Here is an 18,904-nt window from a genome sequence, read left to right as displayed (position 1 = left end):
CTTAGGGTCACGCCGCGTATTGCGCGCGGCGTGAAGGGCTGCAGGAAAAATCCTGCTCGTTTTGTCGGAATCAGCTGCTTCCGTTTTGACGATTGCCCACTGTGGCTCGACGTCGCGCCGATGGCGCGGCGGTGAAGTAGTGGAAATGCACCGCTGCGGGGGCACGAGGGCGTGCGGGTGCCGTATGATCGAACGTAACCATCATTGACTTCCTATCAGTTGGTGGTGGCCAGCGGATCGTCTGAGCTGTCACTCGGGCGATCCGCGCTACTTCACATCATGTCGGGCGTGTCGCTGTCATCTCTGCGGATGGGCACGCCCGACTAACGCACCTTCGCATGAAGTGCGTCGTGCGATCTGTCGGGTCTGCATGATTGGATGTGTTGGCGACGACGTCCCCCCGCCTTGAGTAGCGGGATGCTTTGGAGCCCGTTGTCACTTTAACTGCTTTGCTTAGTCCGCGGGCGTCAGGCCGCCCAGTGCTTTCTTTGGTCGTTCTTCGTTGTATTCGCGGCGCCACATTTCGATCTCGGTACGGGCGTGCAACAAACTCGGGAACCAGTGCTCGTTGAGGCATTCGTCGCGGAAGCGCCCGTCGAACGACTCGATGTAGGCGTTCTGGTTCGGCTTGCCTGGCTCGATCAGGCGCAGTTGCACACCGCGCTCGTGCGCCCAGGCGATCATCGCTCTCCCACAGAACTCTTTCCCGTTGTCGCTGCGAATGACCTTCGGTAAGCCGCGAGAGAGCGCAAGGCGATCCATCACGCGCGTCACGCCGATGCCAGAGATCGCACGTTCAACCTCGATCACCACCGCCTCGTGCGTGGCATCATCGACGATCGTCAGGCACTTGATGACGCGCCCATCGGCCGTGCGATCGAACACGAAGTCCATCGACCAGACGTCGTTGGGTGCCGTCGGGCGGAACAATGGTTGTCGTTCGGCCACAGGCACCTTCTTTCGCTTGCGTCGACGCACCTGCAACCTTTCCTCTTGATACAACCGCTCCACGCGCTTGTAGTTCACCGGCTCACCTTCCTGTCGGAGCTTCAGGTGGATCATTCCCACGCCATAACGCTTGTGTCGTTGTGCCAGGGCCACAATCCGCTGGCGCAACGCCACGTTGCGGTCGGGTTGTGCCTGGTAGCGATATGCGCTGGCGCTCATGCCCACAATGGCTAACGATCGCCGCTCGCTCAGTCCTTTGTCGATCATCTGACGCACCCACTCACGCCGGGCCGGTGCGCCTACGGCTTTTTTCGCAGAACGTCCCGGATGACCTCGTTCTCAAGCATCTGCTCGGCCAGCAGCTTTTTCAGCCGCGTGTTCTCCGTCTCCAGCTCCTTCAGGCGCTTGGCGTCCGGCACACTCATGCCGCCGAACTTGCTGCGCCACAGGTAGTACGAGGCCTCGCTGAAGCCGTGCTTGCGGCATAGCTCCTTGACCGGCATGCCAGCATCCGCCTCACGCAGGAAGCCGATGATCTGTTCTTCCGAAAAACGCTTTTTCACGTCCAATCTCCTTCGGTTGGGGGATTGGACTCCAAATCGTCGCGCTACTCAAAATTGGGGGGACGTCGGCGAATGCCTACGCGGACCATGCGAACAAATAGAAAGATCAGAGCGATTTATGCTCGCCAGATCACTATGTTCGTGATGGAGCAAAGGAGGCGAGGTAGCTATTTAGCATTAACTACCTTTCAGCAGCTCCGAATGTTTCCCTCGCACATCGACGATGAGTTCGCCGAACAGGGTGTTGGCCCACGCGAACCAGCTTCTAGTGAACTTCGCGGGATCGTCCTGATCGAAGGATTCGTGCATGAAGCCGGTTCCTGCGTCCGTGTCGCGCAGCCAGGTCAGGCATTGGCGAATTTGTGCGGGGTCGTCGGTCGTCTGCGCGTACATCATGATCGACATGGGCCAGATCATGCGCGGCCCTTCATGCGGGCCGCCGATGCCTTCCGCCGCCTTGCCCTGGAAGAAATACGGGTTGCGGTGGCTCCACACCAGATCGCGCGTGTGCCGGTAGGTCGGATCGTTGCGATCGCAGCAGCCGAGATAGGGAAGACCCAGCAGGCTAGGTACGTTCGCATCGTCCATGAATAGCTGATTGCCGAAGCCGTCGATTTCGTAGGCCCAATACTCGCGGCCGTCCGCGTCGCGCATGCGGCCGTCGCGATGCACGGCTTGCTCCACTTCGTCGGCCAATGCTTCGCAATCCGACGCAAACGCAAGATCGCGATGAATGGCGCGGCTCATCCTCGCCAACTGGCGCAGGCTCAGCACGGCGAACAGGTTGGACGGCACCGAAAGCGGATACACGCAGGCGTCGTCCGAAGGACGGAACATGGAATGGATCATTCCGTTGGGCCGCGTCGGATTGCCGTAACCGGAGAGGGATTGCGTTTCGGTCGGGTTGGGCGATGTGCGCTGGTAGTGGTAGGGCCCATGATCGTGCTTGCGCTGCTGCTCGCGAAAGGTTTTCAGCACGAGGTGCATCGCCGCGCGCCAGTCGTCGTCAAAGGGGACAGTGTCGCCGGTTGCCGCCCAGTAGCCGTGCGCCAGGCGAATCGGATAGCACAGCGAATCGATTTCCCATTTGCGCTCGCCAACGCCCGGCTTCATGTCGGTGTCGTCGTGGCGTGCCCAGATCAGTGGCTGTGCATGCGGGTCGGGCATGAACGAGTTGGCGTAAGGGTCGATGCGTATGCAGCGTGCCTGTCGATGAATCAGTCCGCGGAACAGGCGCTGCAGCGACGCATCGCCCTTGGCGAGCGGCAGATAGGGGACTACCTGCGCGGACGAGTCGCGCAGCCACATCGCATCGATGTCGCCGGTGATGACGAAGGTATCGGGCTTGCCGTCCAGGGTGCCGAGTTCGACCGTGGTGTCGAGCGTGTTCGGGTAGCAGTTCTCGAACATCCATGCGAGTTTGGGATCGCCGATGGCGGACTTCACCGACGCGAGCTGCCGTTCGACCGCGGCGCTTACGAATTTGCGTTTGTTGACGGGCGGCCGTTTGCTGATGAAAGGCGACGAGGATTGTGCCAGGGACACGCCGGGCAAAAGGCCGCCGGCTGCGGCCGATGTGGCGGCGGTGCCTAGCAGCTTGAGGAAGTCGCGACGTGTGGGCATGGGTAAGGGGCTTCCTTGAAACTCGATGTTCCGTCATTGACCAGCTTCGCTGTTTTGAAGCGCCTCGGCGAAGGCCGGAATCCAGTCTTAATATGCGTCCGTAGGGCACTAAATTGATTTAAGTCTATTTAGAGTGCTTCGCACGACGTATTAAAACTGGATTCCGGCCTTCGCCGGAATGACGGTGAGGGAGTGGGGGGTTATTGGGCTTTTTGCATGACGTCCGCCAAGTTCTGAACTTTTAGAGCGTGGCGAAGTGCGTCCAGCGCCGGCTTGCCATGCACGGTCAGCGTAACCGTTTGCCCGGGCAACATATCGAACGCATTGTCCGACACATCGGCATCGAGATCGCCGAACGACACCCACACGTCGCGCGCAAGCTTGTCGGTGGTCAAGGTCAGGGTGTAACCGTCCGAGCTCGCTTCGAGCTTTGCATCGATATGCGGCGACGGCAGCTGAAGTTGTTTGGCTTCATCGAAGAACACCAGGTTCTGCGACACGACCTTGTCGCCATCCAGCATCTCGAATACGGCGAACGTGGCATGCGGATCGGCGCCTTTGAGCAGCTCGGCGTCGGTGTATGTAGCGACCTTGGTGCTGCTCAACGCAGGTAGATGGGCGGCTTCGCTGTGCTCGCCGAGCACTTTGCCCGAGAAGTCCATCGTGCGCATGCGCCAATGCATGCTCGCCGGCGTCGTGCTGTCGGAGACCAGCGACACCGTGGTCGTACCGTCGTTTCGCAGCGCAGCGATCAGCATCGGTGCGTAGAAGCGCCGCGCATGGAACTGCAATGCTTTCCAGCGACCGAAATAATCCACGCTGGCCCACGACGCACCGGGCCACACGTCGTTGAGCTGCCAGTACAGCGAGCCCATCGACTGCGGGCGCGAGGCGCGCAGGTGCTCGGCAGCGAGCTGGATGCCTTGCGCCTGCATCACCTGGCTCAGGTAGACGAAGGAGGCAAAGTCCTTCGGCTCGCCGAAGCTGCGTGTGATGTAGAGCATCAAGCGTTTGTTGCCGTTGCCGCTGTCGAATTTCTGGTGCGCGCGCATGACGGGCGATTCGGGCTGCAAATCGCCAGGCTCGGCGAATGCGCGGATGGTGCGCATATCGGGGAACGACTGCAGGCCGTACTCCGACTGGAAGCGCGGCGTCACGTTGAGGTACTCCGTCACAGGCTTGGCTTCGCCGGACCATACGTTCCAATAGTGATAGTCGCCGTCGTTGAGCACGTTGGCGGGACCGTCGTAGTCGGTGCTTGGCGAACTGGCCCAGTAAGGCACGGTGGGGTCGTAGCGCGTGACGACATTGCGCAAGGTATTGCCGAAAAGATTCACCATGCCGATGACGATGCGTTCGCGTTCGTCCGGAGATATCGACGCCTTCAGCGCCAGACGATCCGACCAGCTATCCCAGCCGGTTTGCACCTCGTTGTTGCCGACCCACAGCACGATGCTGGGATGGTCGCGCAGTCGTTTTACCTGCTCGATGGCTTCCTGCCGCGTGTTGTCGACGTAGGCTTCGTCGTTGGGCGGAATCGCGCCGCCGAACATGAAGTCGTGCCAGATCATGATGCCCAGGCGATCGGCCATCTCGTAGAACTGGTCGGGCAGGTAGTAACCGCCGCCCCAGATGCGCACCATATTCATGTTGGCATCGCGTGCCGACTGCAGGATGCGCCGCATCTGCGCATCGGTCGTGCGGGTGGGAATGCTGTCGAACGGAATCATGTCCGCGCCCTTGGCGAACACGGGGATGCCGTTGATCACGAAGGCGAAACCGCGACCCCATGCATCGTGCTCGCGGCGCAGCTCGATCGTGCGCAGGCCGGTGGCGTGCTGCGCCTGATAGATGTCGCCGTTCGCATCGCGAATATCGGCCTTGAAGGTATACATGTCCTGCGCGCCGTAACCGGCGGGATACCAGCGCTTCGGATCGGCGATGCGCAAGGGCAGGCTGACCTGGTTGTCGCCGGGATCGACGGTGACATCGCGCTCGACATGCGCCGCCGATTGGCCATCCGGCCCGATGGCATCGACGTTGACGTGCAGCACCTTGCTCGCATCGGTCTGGATGTCGAATTGCGCTTCGACCTGCGCGGCTTCGCGCGACACATATTTCTGGTCGACATGGAAATCATCGACGCGCGGACCGTTCCAGCTGTCGAGATGAACCTTCTGCCAGATCCCTTCCGTGACGATGCGCGGGCCCCAATCCCAGCCGTACTGGTAATTGGCTTTGCGCAGGTAATTGGCCGTCTGTTTGCCCTTGGGCTCGTCGCCGAAGGCGGAATCGAATTCGCCCGGCAGCGCATAAGGTTGTTTGAGCAGCCACGGCTGCAGCCGCTTGATGGGCGAATACAGGCGCACTTCCAGCAGGTTGCTGCCCGCGTGCAGTGCGCCTTTCACCGGAATGCGCCAGCGACGGAACATGTTGTCCGACGCCATCAGCTTGGTGCCGTTGAGATACACGTCGGCGAATGTGTCCAGACCATCGAACACCAGCTCCACGTGCGCGCGATCGAGCGTAGCCTTGTCGACGGTGAAATGCGTCTGGTATTGCCAGTCGCAAAGGCCGACCCACTGCACTTTCGCTTCGTTGTCGCGGAAGTAGGGATCGGGCAGCAGCTTGGCCGTCAACAGATCGCTCTGCACCATGCCGGGTACGGTGGCGGCATGCCAGCGCGCCGCATCGCCATGCGTCCTGGCCTGGCTGTCGCCTTCGGCGAGACGAAAGCGCCAGCCGCTGTCCAGGTCCTGCGTGGCGGTCTGCGCCGAGACTGCATGCATCGCAAGGCATGACAGCGCAAAGCAGAAGCCGACCTTTGCTGCGCGCCACTTCGTGCTCGACCTGGTCGAGTGGTGGGTGTCGATCATGTTGTTGAGTCGCCCTTGCTGGATCATTCCCGACCGCGCCGTGGCATCGCGAGAGCCATCGCCGCATCCCCGGTTCCGTGATGCCGGATCGTCAAAATATCACCTATTTAGATCGATCCATATCAAGGCGACACTAACAGTTCGGGCGAGGGCTGCGCATGCCGCAGCGCAATAGGCAGGTGATGCTCTCATCGCTGCGCTTCACCCTGTCCGTTCGCGTGGGCGCCATCGTTCGATTGTATGAGGACTTCCTCATATATCTATAATGGACGTTTCAACGATCCGCTTCGGAGCCCACCCGCATGTCCCGCATCGACGTCACCATCCAGACCCGCGACGGCCAGTGTCCGGCCGCGCTCTTCACGCCCGCCGGCAAGACCGGTTCCTGGCCCGGCGTGATCTTCTTCATGGATGGCCTGGGCGTTCGCCCGACGATGTGGGAGATGGGACAACGCCTGGCGGATCTCGGCTACACCGTGCTGCTGCCCGATCTCTACTATCGCGGCGGCAGCTACGAGCCGATGGTGCCTGCGCAGGTTTTTGCCGATCCCAAGGCGAAGGAAGTGCTGATGCAACGCATTGGCAGTCTCGATCGCGAGCGCAAGATCGCCGATGCCGGCGCTTTCATCGACTTTCTTTTGAAGCGGCCGGAAGTGACGGGCCAACGCCTGGGCACCACGGGCTATTGCATGGGCGGCAATGTGGCGCTGACGGTGGCGGGCGCTTATCCGGATCGATTCGCTGCCACCGGTTCGTTCCATGCGGGCGGTCTTGCCACGGAGCAGCCGGATAGTCCGCATCGATTCCTGAAAGGTATGACCGGCCGCGTCTATGTGGGCGGTGCCGATCAGGATGCGCACTTCACGAGCGAACAGATGGCCGCGCTCGAAAAAGCGCTGGCCGACGCGGGTGTGAATCATCGCGTGGAAATTTACGCGGGTGCCATGCACGGCTACGCCGTGCCGGATCATCCGGCATTCAACGCGCAGGCCGCGGAACGTCACTGGCAGGCATTGTCCGCGCTTTTCAGCGAAACGCTGGCGCGCTGATGTCGTCGCTCCGAAGGGTGCGCAGCCATTCGGAGCTTTCGGTCAGAACGTAGCGATCAATCGGCGTAGTCGAGCTTCGGGTACCAATGACTGGCGCGACCCTCGGGCGTCGCGTCGAAGACCGTCCAGATCGGCATGAGGTCGGGTGCGCCGCGCGGGTCCTGTCCCGGGTCCGATGTCTCCGGGCCCATTTCGCCACTCCAGAAGTGATGAACGCTGCCGTCGCGCCGGGTGAACACATTGAGCCCCGGAATATCGCTGCCGTCCGGCGCGATGCCGTGATAATCGCGAGTGAACTGTTCGTTGGCATCGGTATACAGCTTGAGATGACGCCAACCCCGTTCCTTCTTGAAAGCGACCAGGCGACCGATGGGCGAGCGCGCAACGATCGCCAGTGCGACGTGCTGTTCGATATCGCGTGCCACGCCGTCCCAGGCATTGAGCAGCGACGTGCACATCGGGCAGGGACGTTCGCGTTGCGGACCGAACATGTAGCTGTAGACGACCAGCGTCTGCTTGTCGCCGAACAGGCCGGCGAAATCCGAAGGGCCGTTCTCGCCGATGAAGCGGTAATCGCCCGTCACTTCGCCGCCGGGTGGAAGCGCGCGTCGTTGTTCGGCGACCCGCTCGATATGGCCGCGCAATTCGATCTCTTCGGCAAGCAGGGCGTTGCGCGCACGCCGATAGGTATCGCTTTCATTCGGAAAGCTCGCGCCGTTGCGTTTCACCATTTCAGCGGCTGGGATAAGCGTCCGATGATCGGTCATGGTAGGTCTCCGTTTGGTTCGTACAAGTAAAGGCGCGAAGCGCTTCACAACTCACCGACGAACGAAAGCGACGCAAATCGACAAAGCCGCCGTGAAAAGATCGCCCAAACCGGAGTTAAACCGATATGCCGCCAGTTATCGGCATTTCAGGTCGCGCGGCAGACGATGGAGCCACCTTGCACGAGGGTTATCGTATGAAAATCTTCTCAAGCGTTGCTGCAACGGCGATCGCCGCCCTGGCCTTCACAGTCGCATCTCCCCGCGCGCACGCGCAGGTTTCGGTCGGCGTGAATATCGGTGCGGCGCCTGCCTGCCCATACGGTTACTTCGACTATCCGCCTTACGATTGCGCGCCGTACGGTTATTACGGGCCGGAGTGGTTCGTTAGCGGCGTATTCATTGGCGCGGGCCCCTGGTATCGCGGACCTGAGCATTTTCGCGGCCACGTCGATAACCGCTACGACGCGCGCGGCGGCTATCGCGGTCCATTTCCGCATCATGGCGAACATGGCGACCCGCATCCCGGTGGCGGATTCCGTGGCAATGAATATCGCGATGGGCACGGAAACGTCGTGCACTGACGTTCACCGTCATGCGATAGCGGCACGCGAGCGAGGGCCCATTGGGCCCTCGTTCCGTTTTGTCTTTTGAACGTGACGGAACCTGCTGCTACGCGCAATCGAACAACGCCATGAAGCCAAAATCCATGTGCAGCTGCATATGGCAATGGAATAGCGAAAGTCCGGGTTGATCGGCGGTGAAGTCGACGTCCATCGACTGATACCCGCCCAGCATCGCCACGTCCTTGACGACGCCGGCGGTGGGCTGGCCCGCGATGCGCGTGATCTCGAAGCTGTGCCGATGCAGATGCATGGGATGGATGTCGTCGCTGGCATTGTGCATGCGCAGTCGATAACGCATGCCATGCTGCAGGCGAAACATCGGCTTCATCGATGTCATGTCGAAGGCGACGTCGTTGATCGTCCATCGATTGAAACCGTGATCGGCCGCGTTCTGCTTGGCGAACGTCATCTCGATGATTTCGTGCGGGGTCGCTACGCGGGCATTCGGCGTCCCAAAGCGCCGATAATCCCAGGCAAACGCTGCGGGCGCGATCCATTGCGGCTTGCCGCCGTGTCCGGCGTATTCGACGACGATGCCCATGCCGTGCCCGCGATCGTCATCGTCCAGATCGCCCATGATCCACGCGCCGGGATGTTGCATCTCGACGATGGCGCTGATGCGTTCGGCGGTGCCCAGCCACAACACCGGCACTTCGACCGGGTGCGGCACGGGATTGCCGTCCAGCGCGACCACTTTGAAGGTATGACCGGGAAGAGCAAGGCTGCGGATTTCCGTCGCGCTGCCATTGAGTATGTGAAACAGCACGCGCTCGCCCGGTTTGACCCGAACGGGCTCGCCGTGACCGAGCATGCGTCCGTTGATCGCGAACGTCTGGTATCCGACTTCGTAACCGTGCGGCATGCCACGCGCGAGCGACGCTTTCATGGCATGCTCGCCGCGCTGCTGCAGCGATGGGTCGCGATGGTCCGGCGACAGAAAATTCATCGCCATGTCGCCGCCCTGGCTGAAGAACGGATCGAATTCCTTCAAGGTAAGGAACACTTCCTGGTCGTAGCTTCCCGGCTCGTGCCGCGGTTCGATGTAGACGGGGCCCACGAGTCCGCTGTACTGGCCGAGCGACAGATCGCTGCGTGCCACTACATGCGAGTGATAAAAACGAAAACCCGCCGGCCCCGGCGTCAGTTGCAACCGTCGCATGCCCTTCGCGGGAATGAAGGGCGTGCCTTCTTCCGCCGAACCGTCGACGTCGACCGGCTGAAATTGGCCGTGCCAATGCAATTGCTCGGGAACGTCGGCGTCGTTGTACACGTCGACCACCACGCGCCGGCCTTCCTTCAGGCGCAGCAAGGGGCCGGGACATTGCCCGTTATAGGTCGTTGTCGAGACGATGTGATCGGGCGCAAGTTCAACCAGGCTTCGTGCGATGCGCAGCGTGTAATCCGCACGGATCGTCGAGTCGGCAGGTGCGGCGCGCAAGAGCGGCGCAGCGGCCGCGCCCAGCGCGGCCACTCCACTCCACTTCAGAAACTCACGACGATCCAGGGACATCACTATCCCTCTCGATGTGCGTGCGGTTTAACTCGTGGGCTGAACCATATCCGCGACAGCGCGAACCGGCACAGGCTGCGCCGACACGCCGGTGTGCTGGTCGAGCCATTGCAGCCATTCGCTCAGCACGATCAGCGTCCAGATCGCTCTGGCATGATCGCTGGTGCGCGCCTGATGTTCCGTAAAGAGTTCGAGCGCGGCATGTGTGTTGATGCCCGCTTCGCCAAGCAGTTTGTGCGACAGGCGCGACTCGGCCCATTCCCGCAACGGTCCGCGCAACCACGACGCCAGCGGCACGGACAGGCCGCGCTTGCGGCGCGTCACCACCGATTCGGGCACATATTCGAGCGCGTAACGTTTCAGGAACACCTTGGTGGTCAAGCCGCGCACGCGTGCCTGCGCCGGCAAACGTGCGGCGAATTCGATCACCGACTGATCCAGGAAGGGCGCACGAATCTCCACGCCGTGCAGCATGCCGCCGCGATCGGCCTTGGCCATCAGTGCGTCCGGCAGCGAATGATCGAAGTCGTAGCGCTGGATGGTGTCGAGCAGCGCCGAGGGCTCGTGGCGCGTGTCGTCGATCGGGGGCTCGATGCCCAGGCGGCGCAACCAGTCGGGCGAAATGCTGGCGGTCCACAAAATATGACGCGCCAGGCCGTCGAGTTCCTGCCCGCGAATGAATCGCTTCAGCAAAAACGAAAGCGTGACTTTCTTGTCGCTGGTGGGGAACGCTTCGATCAGTTTTTCGCTGAGCGCCTTCACCGGTTTCGGCAGCCGCGCATAGCGGCTGGCCCATTGCGCGCCCAAGTAGGTGGGATAGCCGCCAAACAGTTCGTCCGCGCCTTCGCCGGCAAGCAGGACGCGCACATCCTTCGACGCGCGCTGCGTCACCAGCGACAGCGGAATCCATGCGGGATCGGCCAGCGGCTCGCCCGTGGCATGGACCAGTTCGCGCAGCATGCCGGGAAAATCCTCGGCGGAAACCGTGACGGGCACGAAATCGCAACCCAGATGCTGCGCCAGTTCCGCCGCGTATTGGCCTTCGTCGAACGATGCTTCCGCAAAGCGGATGCAATACGCGGTGAGTTTCTTTTCGGGACGGATGCTGCGCGCGACGGATGTCATCAGCGCCGAATCGATGCCGCCGCTGAGCAATACGCCGTAGTCGACGTCGATGTCGCTTTGTCGCGCGACCGCCGCGCGGAACACCTTGTCGAAATCCTGCGTGCTCGGCATCGGGGCCGGCGGGTTGCCGGCCGGCATGTTCCAGTAGCGCCGATGCTGTATGCCCGTGGGTTCGACGATGATCATCTCGCCCGGCGCGACTTTGTGGATGTCCTTCAGCGGACTTTGCGGCGACGGGCAATAGCCGGAGCGCAGGTAGCGCGCGACGCCCGCCTTGTCGACCTGCGCAGGCGTGTCGCGCACGTTCAACAGCGATGCCAGTTCCGACGCGAAGCAGACGTCGTTGTCGGATGCGGTGTAATAAAGATGCCGTTCGCCGCCGCGATCGCGGGCGAGAATCAACCGCTGATGGCGCGGATCCCACAAGGCAAGCGCAAACACGCCCTGCAGGTGTTCGAGAAACGCCAGGCCTTTTTCCAGATAGAGCGGGGCGATGACCGCCACATCGGTGGTCAGCGTGATGGCATGCCCGGCTTCGGCCAACTCGCGGCGCAGTTCGCGATGGTTGTCGATCTCGCCGTTGCAGGCGACGACGATGCCGGACTCATGTTCGATCAGCGGCGGCTGATGCTGGTCCACGCCGCGTATGGCCAGGCGATTGGTGGCGATGGCCAGATGGGGACGCGTGACGAAGGCATCGCCATGCGGGCCCCGATGGGTCATCGCCGCGAGCATCGTCCTGGTCTTCTGCGCCAGGTGCGGAACCGGATGCATGGCATCCCGATTCAATAAGCCGCAAATACCGCACATCTTGAGTACACGTCTTCCGGATTAGGTGGATGGCGCCAGGATCACATCTGGATCCATTCGACCGCCTGGCCGCGCCACGCCCCGAGCGGGGTCACCCGACTGGGAGGGCAGAGTGCCAAGGCCGGCTTGAGATCCTCGGGCTTGAAGTCAGCATCCACGATCACCAGCGTGGAACCCGCTGTACGCAAAGCATGACATATCCCCGCCGCCGCTTGGGGCGCGCGCCACGGGATGCCGTAGACCGGTTTATCCAGGTACAGGCGAACGCCCCATGGCGTGGCCTCTTCGATCGTGTAGCTCTGATCGGTGTCCTCGACGAATACCAGCGCGCGATAGTGTTCGGGCGGCATGAACGTAGCCAGTTCTCGCGCGGCATCGCGATTGTCGACCGGGGGATGCCATGCGAACGCGGCGACGCCTTTCACCGCCAGCAGCAAGACGATCCACGCACCCAGCCACACGCGCTGCCGAACCTTGCCCAAGTCGACGCGCTCGCGTATTTCAAGCGCCAGCAGCAGCGATAGCGGTATGAACAGCGGCAGCACGTAGAGCGGCAGGCGCGACTGCACCAGGCAGAACACCACCAACGGGATGACGAACCACATCAGCAGGAAAAGCTCGGCCGAATGCGTGTTTTTCCACGTCTTCCACGTACCTTCTGACAACGCGCAACGTATGCCGCGAACCAGACCCGGCCACCACGGAACGATGCCCAGCACCAGCGTGGGCACGTACACGACGATCCAGCCGAAGAAGCCCGCGTGCCGATGGTGCGCGCCGGTGAACAGCCGGTTGTACACCTCCTGCTGCAGGAAATACTGCAGCAGGCCCTGGTAGCGCAGGATCACCACCAGATACCAGGACAGGCCGATCGCCAGGAACAGCACAATGCCGGCCAGCGGAAAGAACCGGCGCAGGCCCCGCCAGCCGTCGCGGCTGGCGATGAACGGAATCACCGCCAGCAGCGGCATCAGGCCGGGCGGTCCCTTGGTGAGAAAGGCCAGTCCCCAGCCGATCCACATCAGCAACACATTGCGCTTGCGCCGGCCTTCGTCGTCGCCGAACGCGGCGCCTACGAAGCCGAGCATCGCCACCGCCTCGCACAGCGCCAGGAAGACATCGGTGCTGATGATGTTGCTCGACATGAACGGGAAGATCGAGCAGGCGTAGATAAGGGCGGGCAGCCACGGTTTATCGGGAACCAGCCGTTTCCCCATGCCGTAAATCAGCAGCAGCGTGGCCAGGAAAGCCAACCCGTAGGGAACGCGTGCCGCCCAGGTGTTGCGGCCGAACAACTTGAACGACGCCGCGATGAACCAGTACGTGGTGGGCGGCTTGGAGAAATTCACTTCATCGGGGCTATACGCCGGCGCGAGGTAGTTGCCCGAATCGAGCATTTCCAGCGCCGCGTCGACATAGCGCCCCTCGTCAGGGCTATACAGGCCGCGCGTACCCTGGAACGCAAAGCCCAGAAGCAGGCCCAGGGCGAGCAACCACAGCAGTGACCATCGTGCCGCCGGGGCATGGGAAGGTGATGACACGCGAATTTTCCTGGGACGCTGGGTTTTCAAAAGGGCCCGCGCCGTGCGGGCCCGCCGACAAGACCGTGGATCACTGTTTCGCGCGCGGTTTGAGCAACTGCAGATTGCGCAGGAAAATCACCAGGGTGGTGGTTTCACCGATGATGAAGACCACCTCTTTGCGGTGAATCGCGTAGCTCAGCAGCAAGATTCCGCCGATCGCGCTCAGATACCAAAAAACGTTGGGGACGCGGCTTTTGCCGCGCGCTTCGCTGTACAGCCATTGCACGAGGAATCGTGCGGCGAAGAACGCCTGTCCCACGAAACCGGTGGCCACCCACACGATCTGCTGATCGATCGTCATCGCTGCGACTCCCCTGCGGCCGAGGCCGCAAGCTCGCGCAGCCGCAGCTGAAGATTGCGCGCATAGATGAAGACGCCGCACGATTGTCCGGCGATGAACACGGGGTCGTGCTTGTACAGCGCGTAGCTCAGCAGCATCGCGCCGCCGATGATGCTCATGTACCAGAAGGCGATCGGCATCACGCTCTCCTGCTTGTACTCGCTGTAGACCCACTGCAGCAGGAAGCGTGCGGAAAAAACGGCCTGGCCGATCAATCCCAAAGCTAACCAGCCGTTTTCTAACATTGCCATGCAGGGCACCCGGATAAGTTGTCTGCGTCGGCCGCGCCAACATCGTGGGCCGTCATCGGTTCTATGGAAAAGGGATCGCGTAGGTCGCAGCTTCCTGCGTCGAGACCGACGGTTCGCTTCAATCTGGCCGTGCAACGCTGCGGCATCGATCGACAAACCTGTTCCGGCCCAACCGTAAAACCGACCCGGCGGCGCCGTAGCGGTGCGACAAACCGCGATATGGTAAGCCAAAACAGCCAGATACCGCGCTTACGGCGTCGGATTTGTCCCATTCCGAGCCCGGGGGACGCGTATCCCGGAGGTCGTAGGGACTTGCGAAGCCTAGCCTGGTGGCCATTTCCTGGCTTTAGCCTGGTGGTCTGTCGCACTCTCGCTTCAGGGCAGGGCGGACAGGAGAACACCGGAAAGCGACATCTTTATGGCGCCACGGTGGTTTGCTGGCGCGGGTCCAGCGGGTCCATCCCTGCGGGACCGAGCCGGATTGATCGGACGAATCAGGCCACCGTCCGCGATGCCGGTGAGCCCGGCGATCCAGCTGCCGATGGTTCCTGGTGGCGATCGCGCAGCGCCGTCGGCAGCGGCGCGACGGCGCATCAGCGGAAACGCAAGCATGATGTTTCGAAGAGACTGCATCCACTCACGCCGGCGAGACAGCTCCGGCTTGGCTAGTGTCGATGGTGCTATTTGTCATGCCATCCGCTTATAAAGCGCCTTCCCGAATGATCGCCGTGAATCGCACAGATGGCTCCATGGAAACAATGACCCCCCGTATTCGGCCAACCGACAGCCTCCTTGCAGTGCGTAAAACCCTTCGATCGCTGCGCGCATGCAATCACGCCATATGCGCAGAAGCGACGGCGCATGCTGTTCGGTCAAGGCATGTGCGCGGGGCGCGCTCTGTGAAGCACGCGGTCTTGTTTGGTTCCGCATGCATGGTCGCGTTCGCGCTGCCGGCGGTGTCCGGCGAAGCCCAGGCAACGCGTACGGCCTTCGGCCATACCGCCGACGGGCAAACCGTGGATCTCGTGACGCTTGCCAACAGTCATGGCGTGCGTGCGAGCGTCATGAGTTACGGCGCGTCGCTGCAGTCGCTGCTGGTGCCGGATCGCAACGGCAAGCTCGCCGATATCGTGCTCGGCTACGACACGCTGCAGGGTTACCTGGATCGTCGCCAGTATGTCGGCGCGACGGTGGGGCGCTATGCCAATCGCATCGCGCACGGCCGGTTCGCGCTGGATGGCAAAACGTTTCAGCTCACGCTCGACGATGGCCCCAATTCGCTGCATGGCGGCGTGAAAGGGCTGGACATGCAGGTGTGGAAGGTGGTCGACGTCAAGACGATGGGTTCGGCGGCGAGCGTCACGCTGCAATACATCAGCCCCGATGGCGATCAGGGTTACCCGGGCAAGGTCACCATGACGGCGACCTACAAGCTGAGCGAAGACAACCAGCTCACCATCACCTACACCGCCACCACCGACAAGCCGACCATCGTCAATCTTTCCAATCACACCTGTTGGAATCTGGGCGGCGAAGGTTCGGGTACGGTGATGGACGAGCAACTGATGATTCCGGGCGGTGCCATCACGCCGGTGGATGCGGCGTCGATACCCAACGGCGACATCGTTTCGGTGGCTGGCACGCCCTACGACTTTCGCGTCGCCAAGCCCATCGGCAGGGATATCCGCGACGGCAGTTCGCAACAGCTGCTGTTCGGCCACGGCTACGACATGAACTGGGTGATCAGCCGCAAGCCGGTTGCCGAGCCACGCGTGGTGGCGCGTGTCGAAGATCCCCGATCCGGGCGCGTGCTGACGCTGTGGTCCGCCCAGCCGGGGTTGCAGTTCTACTCGGGCAATTTCCTCGACGGCACGACGGTCGGCAAGGCGCATCACATCTATCGGCAGGGCGATGCGTTCGTGCTGGAGCCGCAGCGGTTCCCGGATACGCCGAATCATCCGGATTTCGGTTCGGCGCGGCTGGCGCCGGGCGAAACCTATCGCAACACGATCATCTATCGCTTCGGCATCGACGGCGGCCGTGCGCCGGCATCGCGTGAGTAGTCGCGCACGGTGAAGCGTGAGATCAGTCGATGAAACAAGACCGCGCGAAGATGCCACGCTGACCACGCGCGACACCTCACGCTTTGTGCCACATGTGATCGAGCAGAAGGCGGCAACTGATCTAGCGACGCGTTGCCGCGTGCCTGATTGTCGTGGCCGTCGAGTTCGTGGCCTGGAGCCTGTTGACGCGAAGTGCGCGTCCGGCGGCGTAGATTCCAAAATCAGCCAGGACGGCGCGGATACTTGCCGGCGTCGCCGCGAAGCACAATTCATGCCCCGCATTGCGTAAAATGCCATGCGATGCAGACGGTTTGATATGCATCACATTTCTTTTCGACGGAAATGATCATCGTATCAGCCACCATTCATGTCACCAGCATCGACAACAGGGGGGCCTAATGATCGAGCTGGAAATTCAGGCGCTCTCGCAATCGCGAGAGGGTCTGTTGGTCGACGTCGGTCGAGCCGTCCTCGCCAGCGGTTTTAGTGTGCAGCGCCAACGCCTTGTGCAAGATCCGCATGGCGTGCTGATCACGCTGGTCGTGTGTGGGCCGGCACGCAAACAGCGCGCGCTCGAAGCGGCACTGGAAGGCCATGAACGCATCATCAGTTTCAACACCGCGCCCTTCGAGGAAGGGCCGCCGAAGCCGCATTTCGCCGCATCGCGTACGTTTGCGCGGGAAGCGGTGGCGCCTCCGCCGGCGCCCGTCGTCAAGGCGGAACCGGCTGCGGCACCTGCTGCCGCAGCGGCTGTCGCAACCGACAAGCCGGTGGAAACGCCCGAGTCCAAGGCGACTGTCGAATCGCCTGTGATGCCGCAACCCAAGCAGGAAGTTCAGGCCGAACCCGAGCCGGAATTCTTCTTCATCCCCACGCGTCCACCAGCCCCGGCGCCTGCCCCCGTGGCGATCGAGCCGTATGTCGAAGTGATTCAGCTGGGGCCGGATGTCGATGCCGTGGAAAAAGTGTTGCCGAAATTGACGAACGGCTATCCGCAGATCTTTCCGCTGTTGCTGGCGCTCGAACGCTCGGTGGCGGATGCCGCGCGCGAGTCGACGTTGCAGCTTGCCGGGCAGCGCATCGGCGAGTGGGTATTCGAGCGCGACTACGCACACGAATCGCGGCTCGATGTGGACGAAGCGATGACGCGCATCGGCGTGCCTGCACTGAGCGCGTTCGCCCAGGTCGAGTACCGAGGCGGCCAGCTGCATATTCGCGACAGTCAGCTATGCGCGGAAGGCGGTCATTCCGGCTGCCGGTTTTTCGATGGCTATCTCGAAGGACTGATCGGGCGTATCACGTCATCGCGGAATCTCTCGATATTCGCTGTGTGCTGCCGCAGTTACGGCGCGGATGCATGCGTGCTTGCGATCTCGAATTGATTAAAGCAGAGAGCGTGAGGTCTTGTCCGCGCCGCTAACCTTCTGAATAGACAGGGTGGCTTCTGAGGAGGCTGCCCTGTTCACCTCTAGGACATCCGAAACGAGGGACACTGGGGTGTTCCGCGTTGAGGGTTGGCAGTGCACAACGGTAGCGTCAGTGAAGGGTTTCGTGGCCGGATGGGCTGGCGCCCGTACTTGCTTGGCAGCGCGTGCTTGCTGATGTTCTGCGCGGGTTTCGCGCGCGAGGCCCATGCGCGGACAACTACCGAAAACCATGCATCGCCGAAGCAGGACAGCAAGCAGCTGTCGATCCAGGTCAACGACGACAAGATGACCCTGGCGATCACCAGAGTTCCCCAGGTCTACCTCTACGGCGTCATCGACACCGACTCGCCGCAACGCGTGGCGGCATTGATGCAGTCGCGGAAGATTCCCAACGGATCGGACATCTATCTCAACGCCTCGGGCGGCGATGTCCACGCAGGCATGGCGTTGGGCCGGCTGTTCCGCTCGGGCGCGATGTCGACGCATCTGGGTACGCCGCGACAACACCAGCATGCGCCGGTGCAGGCCAAGACGGCCATCTGCACAGGTGCGTGCACGTATGCCTATCTCGGCGGACTCTACCGTTGGACGCCATCCGGTTTCGATCGCATTGGTCTGCAGTCGGCCGATCCGAAACCGGATAGCGCCACGCAGACGCCGGACGACATCACGTCGTATCTGCATGACATGGGGATCAAGCCGGAGTCGCTCGCGCCGGCAACCTCGACATCGCGCGACGACGCGATGTGGCTGTCGGCCGACCAGATGCTGTCGACGGGAGTCGCCAACAACGGCAACCAGCCGCTTACGGCGACGTTCCAATCTTCGCCCGGTGCTCCCTCGCTGGTTATCAGCCAGCTTTTCCGCAACGGCGAGCATCGCATCGTGCTGCAGTGCAATCCGGGCGTGGTGAATGTCACGGCTTACGACGTCGTCGGCACGGAGCATGCGCGGCAGATCGTGGCGCACGGATTCCGTTCGTATATGGAAGTCAATCAACAGGAATCCGCCTCGCAGGAACGAGACGGCGTCAGCGTTGCCGATCAGGCCGTCGTCATCAGCCGCCTCTATCCGTCAACGCAACTGGGGAAGTTGTTGTACGGCTATACGCTCGGTGCCTGGGTCAGCGAGAGGAACGCCGCCTTTCGTTACGGCTTTGCGTTCGTGCTCAATCCCGTCCGAGGCACGCTCGGGGATTTCTACCAGAGCTGCTGGCGGTTTGCGCCATGGCCCACGACGCAGGGCGGCTGAACCAGGGCCTTTCGTCGCATGTGCGAGAACAGCGGGGCATTCTTGCGCGCATCGGAAGACTGAATGCCGCACGATACGTCTTCGCCAGGACATCG

Annotated in this window: 14 protein-coding genes and 1 pseudogene; 5 read left to right on the top strand and 10 right to left on the bottom strand. The window is 62.0% G+C overall.

The annotated features are described in order from the left end of the window. Nucleotides 1-453: 453 nt before the first annotated feature. The 3 genes and pseudogenes from DWU99_RS16645 to DWU99_RS16635 form a co-directional block, all read right to left on the bottom strand. A pseudogene (locus DWU99_RS16645) lies at nt 454-1,451 on the bottom strand (IS3 family transposase). A 237-nt stretch (nt 1,452-1,688) separates the two neighbouring features. After that, the gene (locus DWU99_RS16640; RefSeq protein WP_115479184.1) at nt 1,689-3,134 is read right to left on the bottom strand and encodes a glycoside hydrolase family 125 protein; all 1,446 of its coding nucleotides are present in this window, start codon (nt 3,132-3,134) and stop codon (nt 1,689-1,691) included. Between the two features lie 200 nt (nt 3,135-3,334). Then, nucleotides 3,335-6,010 (bottom strand): beta-mannosidase, encoded by a 2,676-nt coding sequence (locus DWU99_RS16635; protein WP_425476825.1) that lies wholly within the window; start codon nt 6,008-6,010, stop codon nt 3,335-3,337. Nucleotides 6,011-6,312: 302 nt separating this feature from the next. On the opposite strand from DWU99_RS16635, the gene DWU99_RS16630 reads away from it, so the two are divergent. Beyond that, on the top strand, nt 6,313-7,059 hold the full coding sequence (locus DWU99_RS16630) for a dienelactone hydrolase family protein (RefSeq protein ID WP_115479183.1): 747 nt from the start codon (nt 6,313-6,315) through the stop codon (nt 7,057-7,059). A 56-nt stretch (nt 7,060-7,115) separates the two neighbouring features. Here DWU99_RS16630 and DWU99_RS16625 read toward each other — a convergent pair whose 3' ends face one another. Further along, complete coding sequence (locus DWU99_RS16625; RefSeq protein ID WP_115479182.1) at nt 7,116-7,826, bottom strand: DUF899 family protein; 711 nt, start codon at nt 7,824-7,826, stop codon at nt 7,116-7,118. A gap of 194 nt (nt 7,827-8,020) precedes the next feature. Here DWU99_RS16625 and DWU99_RS16620 point away from each other — a divergent pair, with 194 nt between their 5' ends. Further along, nucleotides 8,021-8,407: a hypothetical protein gene (locus DWU99_RS16620; RefSeq protein WP_115479216.1), complete on the top strand. Its 387-nt coding sequence runs from the start codon at nt 8,021-8,023 to the stop codon at nt 8,405-8,407. A gap of 88 nt (nt 8,408-8,495) precedes the next feature. On the opposite strand, the gene DWU99_RS16615 is transcribed toward DWU99_RS16620, so the two are convergent. The 6 genes from DWU99_RS16615 to DWU99_RS16590 form a co-directional block, all read right to left on the bottom strand. Then, the gene (locus tag DWU99_RS16615; RefSeq protein WP_199535830.1) at nt 8,496-9,959 is read right to left on the bottom strand and encodes a multicopper oxidase family protein; all 1,464 of its coding nucleotides are present in this window, start codon (nt 9,957-9,959) and stop codon (nt 8,496-8,498) included. Nucleotides 9,960-9,986: 27 nt separating this feature from the next. Continuing rightward, nucleotides 9,987-11,894, bottom strand: coding sequence for an asparagine synthase (glutamine-hydrolyzing) (gene asnB / locus DWU99_RS16610; protein ID WP_115479180.1), 1,908 nt, complete (start codon nt 11,892-11,894; stop codon nt 9,987-9,989). A gap of 41 nt (nt 11,895-11,935) precedes the next feature. Beyond that, a complete protein-coding gene (locus tag DWU99_RS16605) occupies nt 11,936-13,435 on the bottom strand; it encodes an ArnT family glycosyltransferase (RefSeq protein WP_115479179.1) in 1,500 nt (499 codons plus the stop codon). Nucleotides 13,436-13,505: 70 nt separating this feature from the next. After that, nucleotides 13,506-13,778, bottom strand: a complete 273-nt coding sequence (locus tag DWU99_RS16600) for a lipid-A-disaccharide synthase N-terminal domain-containing protein (protein ID WP_115479178.1) — start codon at nt 13,776-13,778, stop codon at nt 13,506-13,508. Then, nucleotides 13,775-14,068, bottom strand: a complete 294-nt coding sequence (locus DWU99_RS16595; protein ID WP_115479177.1) for a lipid-A-disaccharide synthase N-terminal domain-containing protein — start codon at nt 14,066-14,068, stop codon at nt 13,775-13,777. The genes DWU99_RS16600 and DWU99_RS16595 overlap by 4 nt, the downstream gene beginning before the upstream one ends. A gap of 375 nt (nt 14,069-14,443) precedes the next feature. Then, nucleotides 14,444-14,701 carry a hypothetical protein gene (locus DWU99_RS16590; protein WP_147292954.1) on the bottom strand — a complete coding sequence of 86 codons (258 nt, stop codon included), beginning with the start codon at nt 14,699-14,701 and terminating at the stop codon, nt 14,444-14,446. A gap of 299 nt (nt 14,702-15,000) precedes the next feature. On the opposite strand from DWU99_RS16590, the gene DWU99_RS16585 reads away from it, so the two are divergent. The 3 genes from DWU99_RS16585 (at nt 15,001) to DWU99_RS16575 (ending at nt 18,809) form a co-directional block, all read left to right on the top strand. Then, nucleotides 15,001-16,131, top strand: a complete 1,131-nt coding sequence (locus tag DWU99_RS16585) for an aldose epimerase family protein (RefSeq protein ID WP_115479175.1) — start codon at nt 15,001-15,003, stop codon at nt 16,129-16,131. A gap of 398 nt (nt 16,132-16,529) precedes the next feature. Further along, nucleotides 16,530-17,513: a hypothetical protein gene (locus DWU99_RS16580; RefSeq protein WP_115479174.1), complete on the top strand. Its 984-nt coding sequence runs from the start codon at nt 16,530-16,532 to the stop codon at nt 17,511-17,513. Between the two features lie 177 nt (nt 17,514-17,690). Continuing rightward, the gene (locus DWU99_RS16575; protein WP_233511188.1) at nt 17,691-18,809 is read left to right on the top strand and encodes a hypothetical protein; all 1,119 of its coding nucleotides are present in this window, start codon (nt 17,691-17,693) and stop codon (nt 18,807-18,809) included. Nucleotides 18,810-18,904: the final 95 nt, after the last annotated feature.

It is taken from the genome of Dyella psychrodurans (assembly GCF_003363265.1).
Lineage (GTDB): Bacteria > Pseudomonadota > Gammaproteobacteria > Xanthomonadales > Rhodanobacteraceae > Dyella_B > Dyella_B psychrodurans.
The sequence above is the reverse complement of the archived record's forward strand: the minus strand, read 5'-3'. Positions and strand labels throughout refer to the sequence as shown.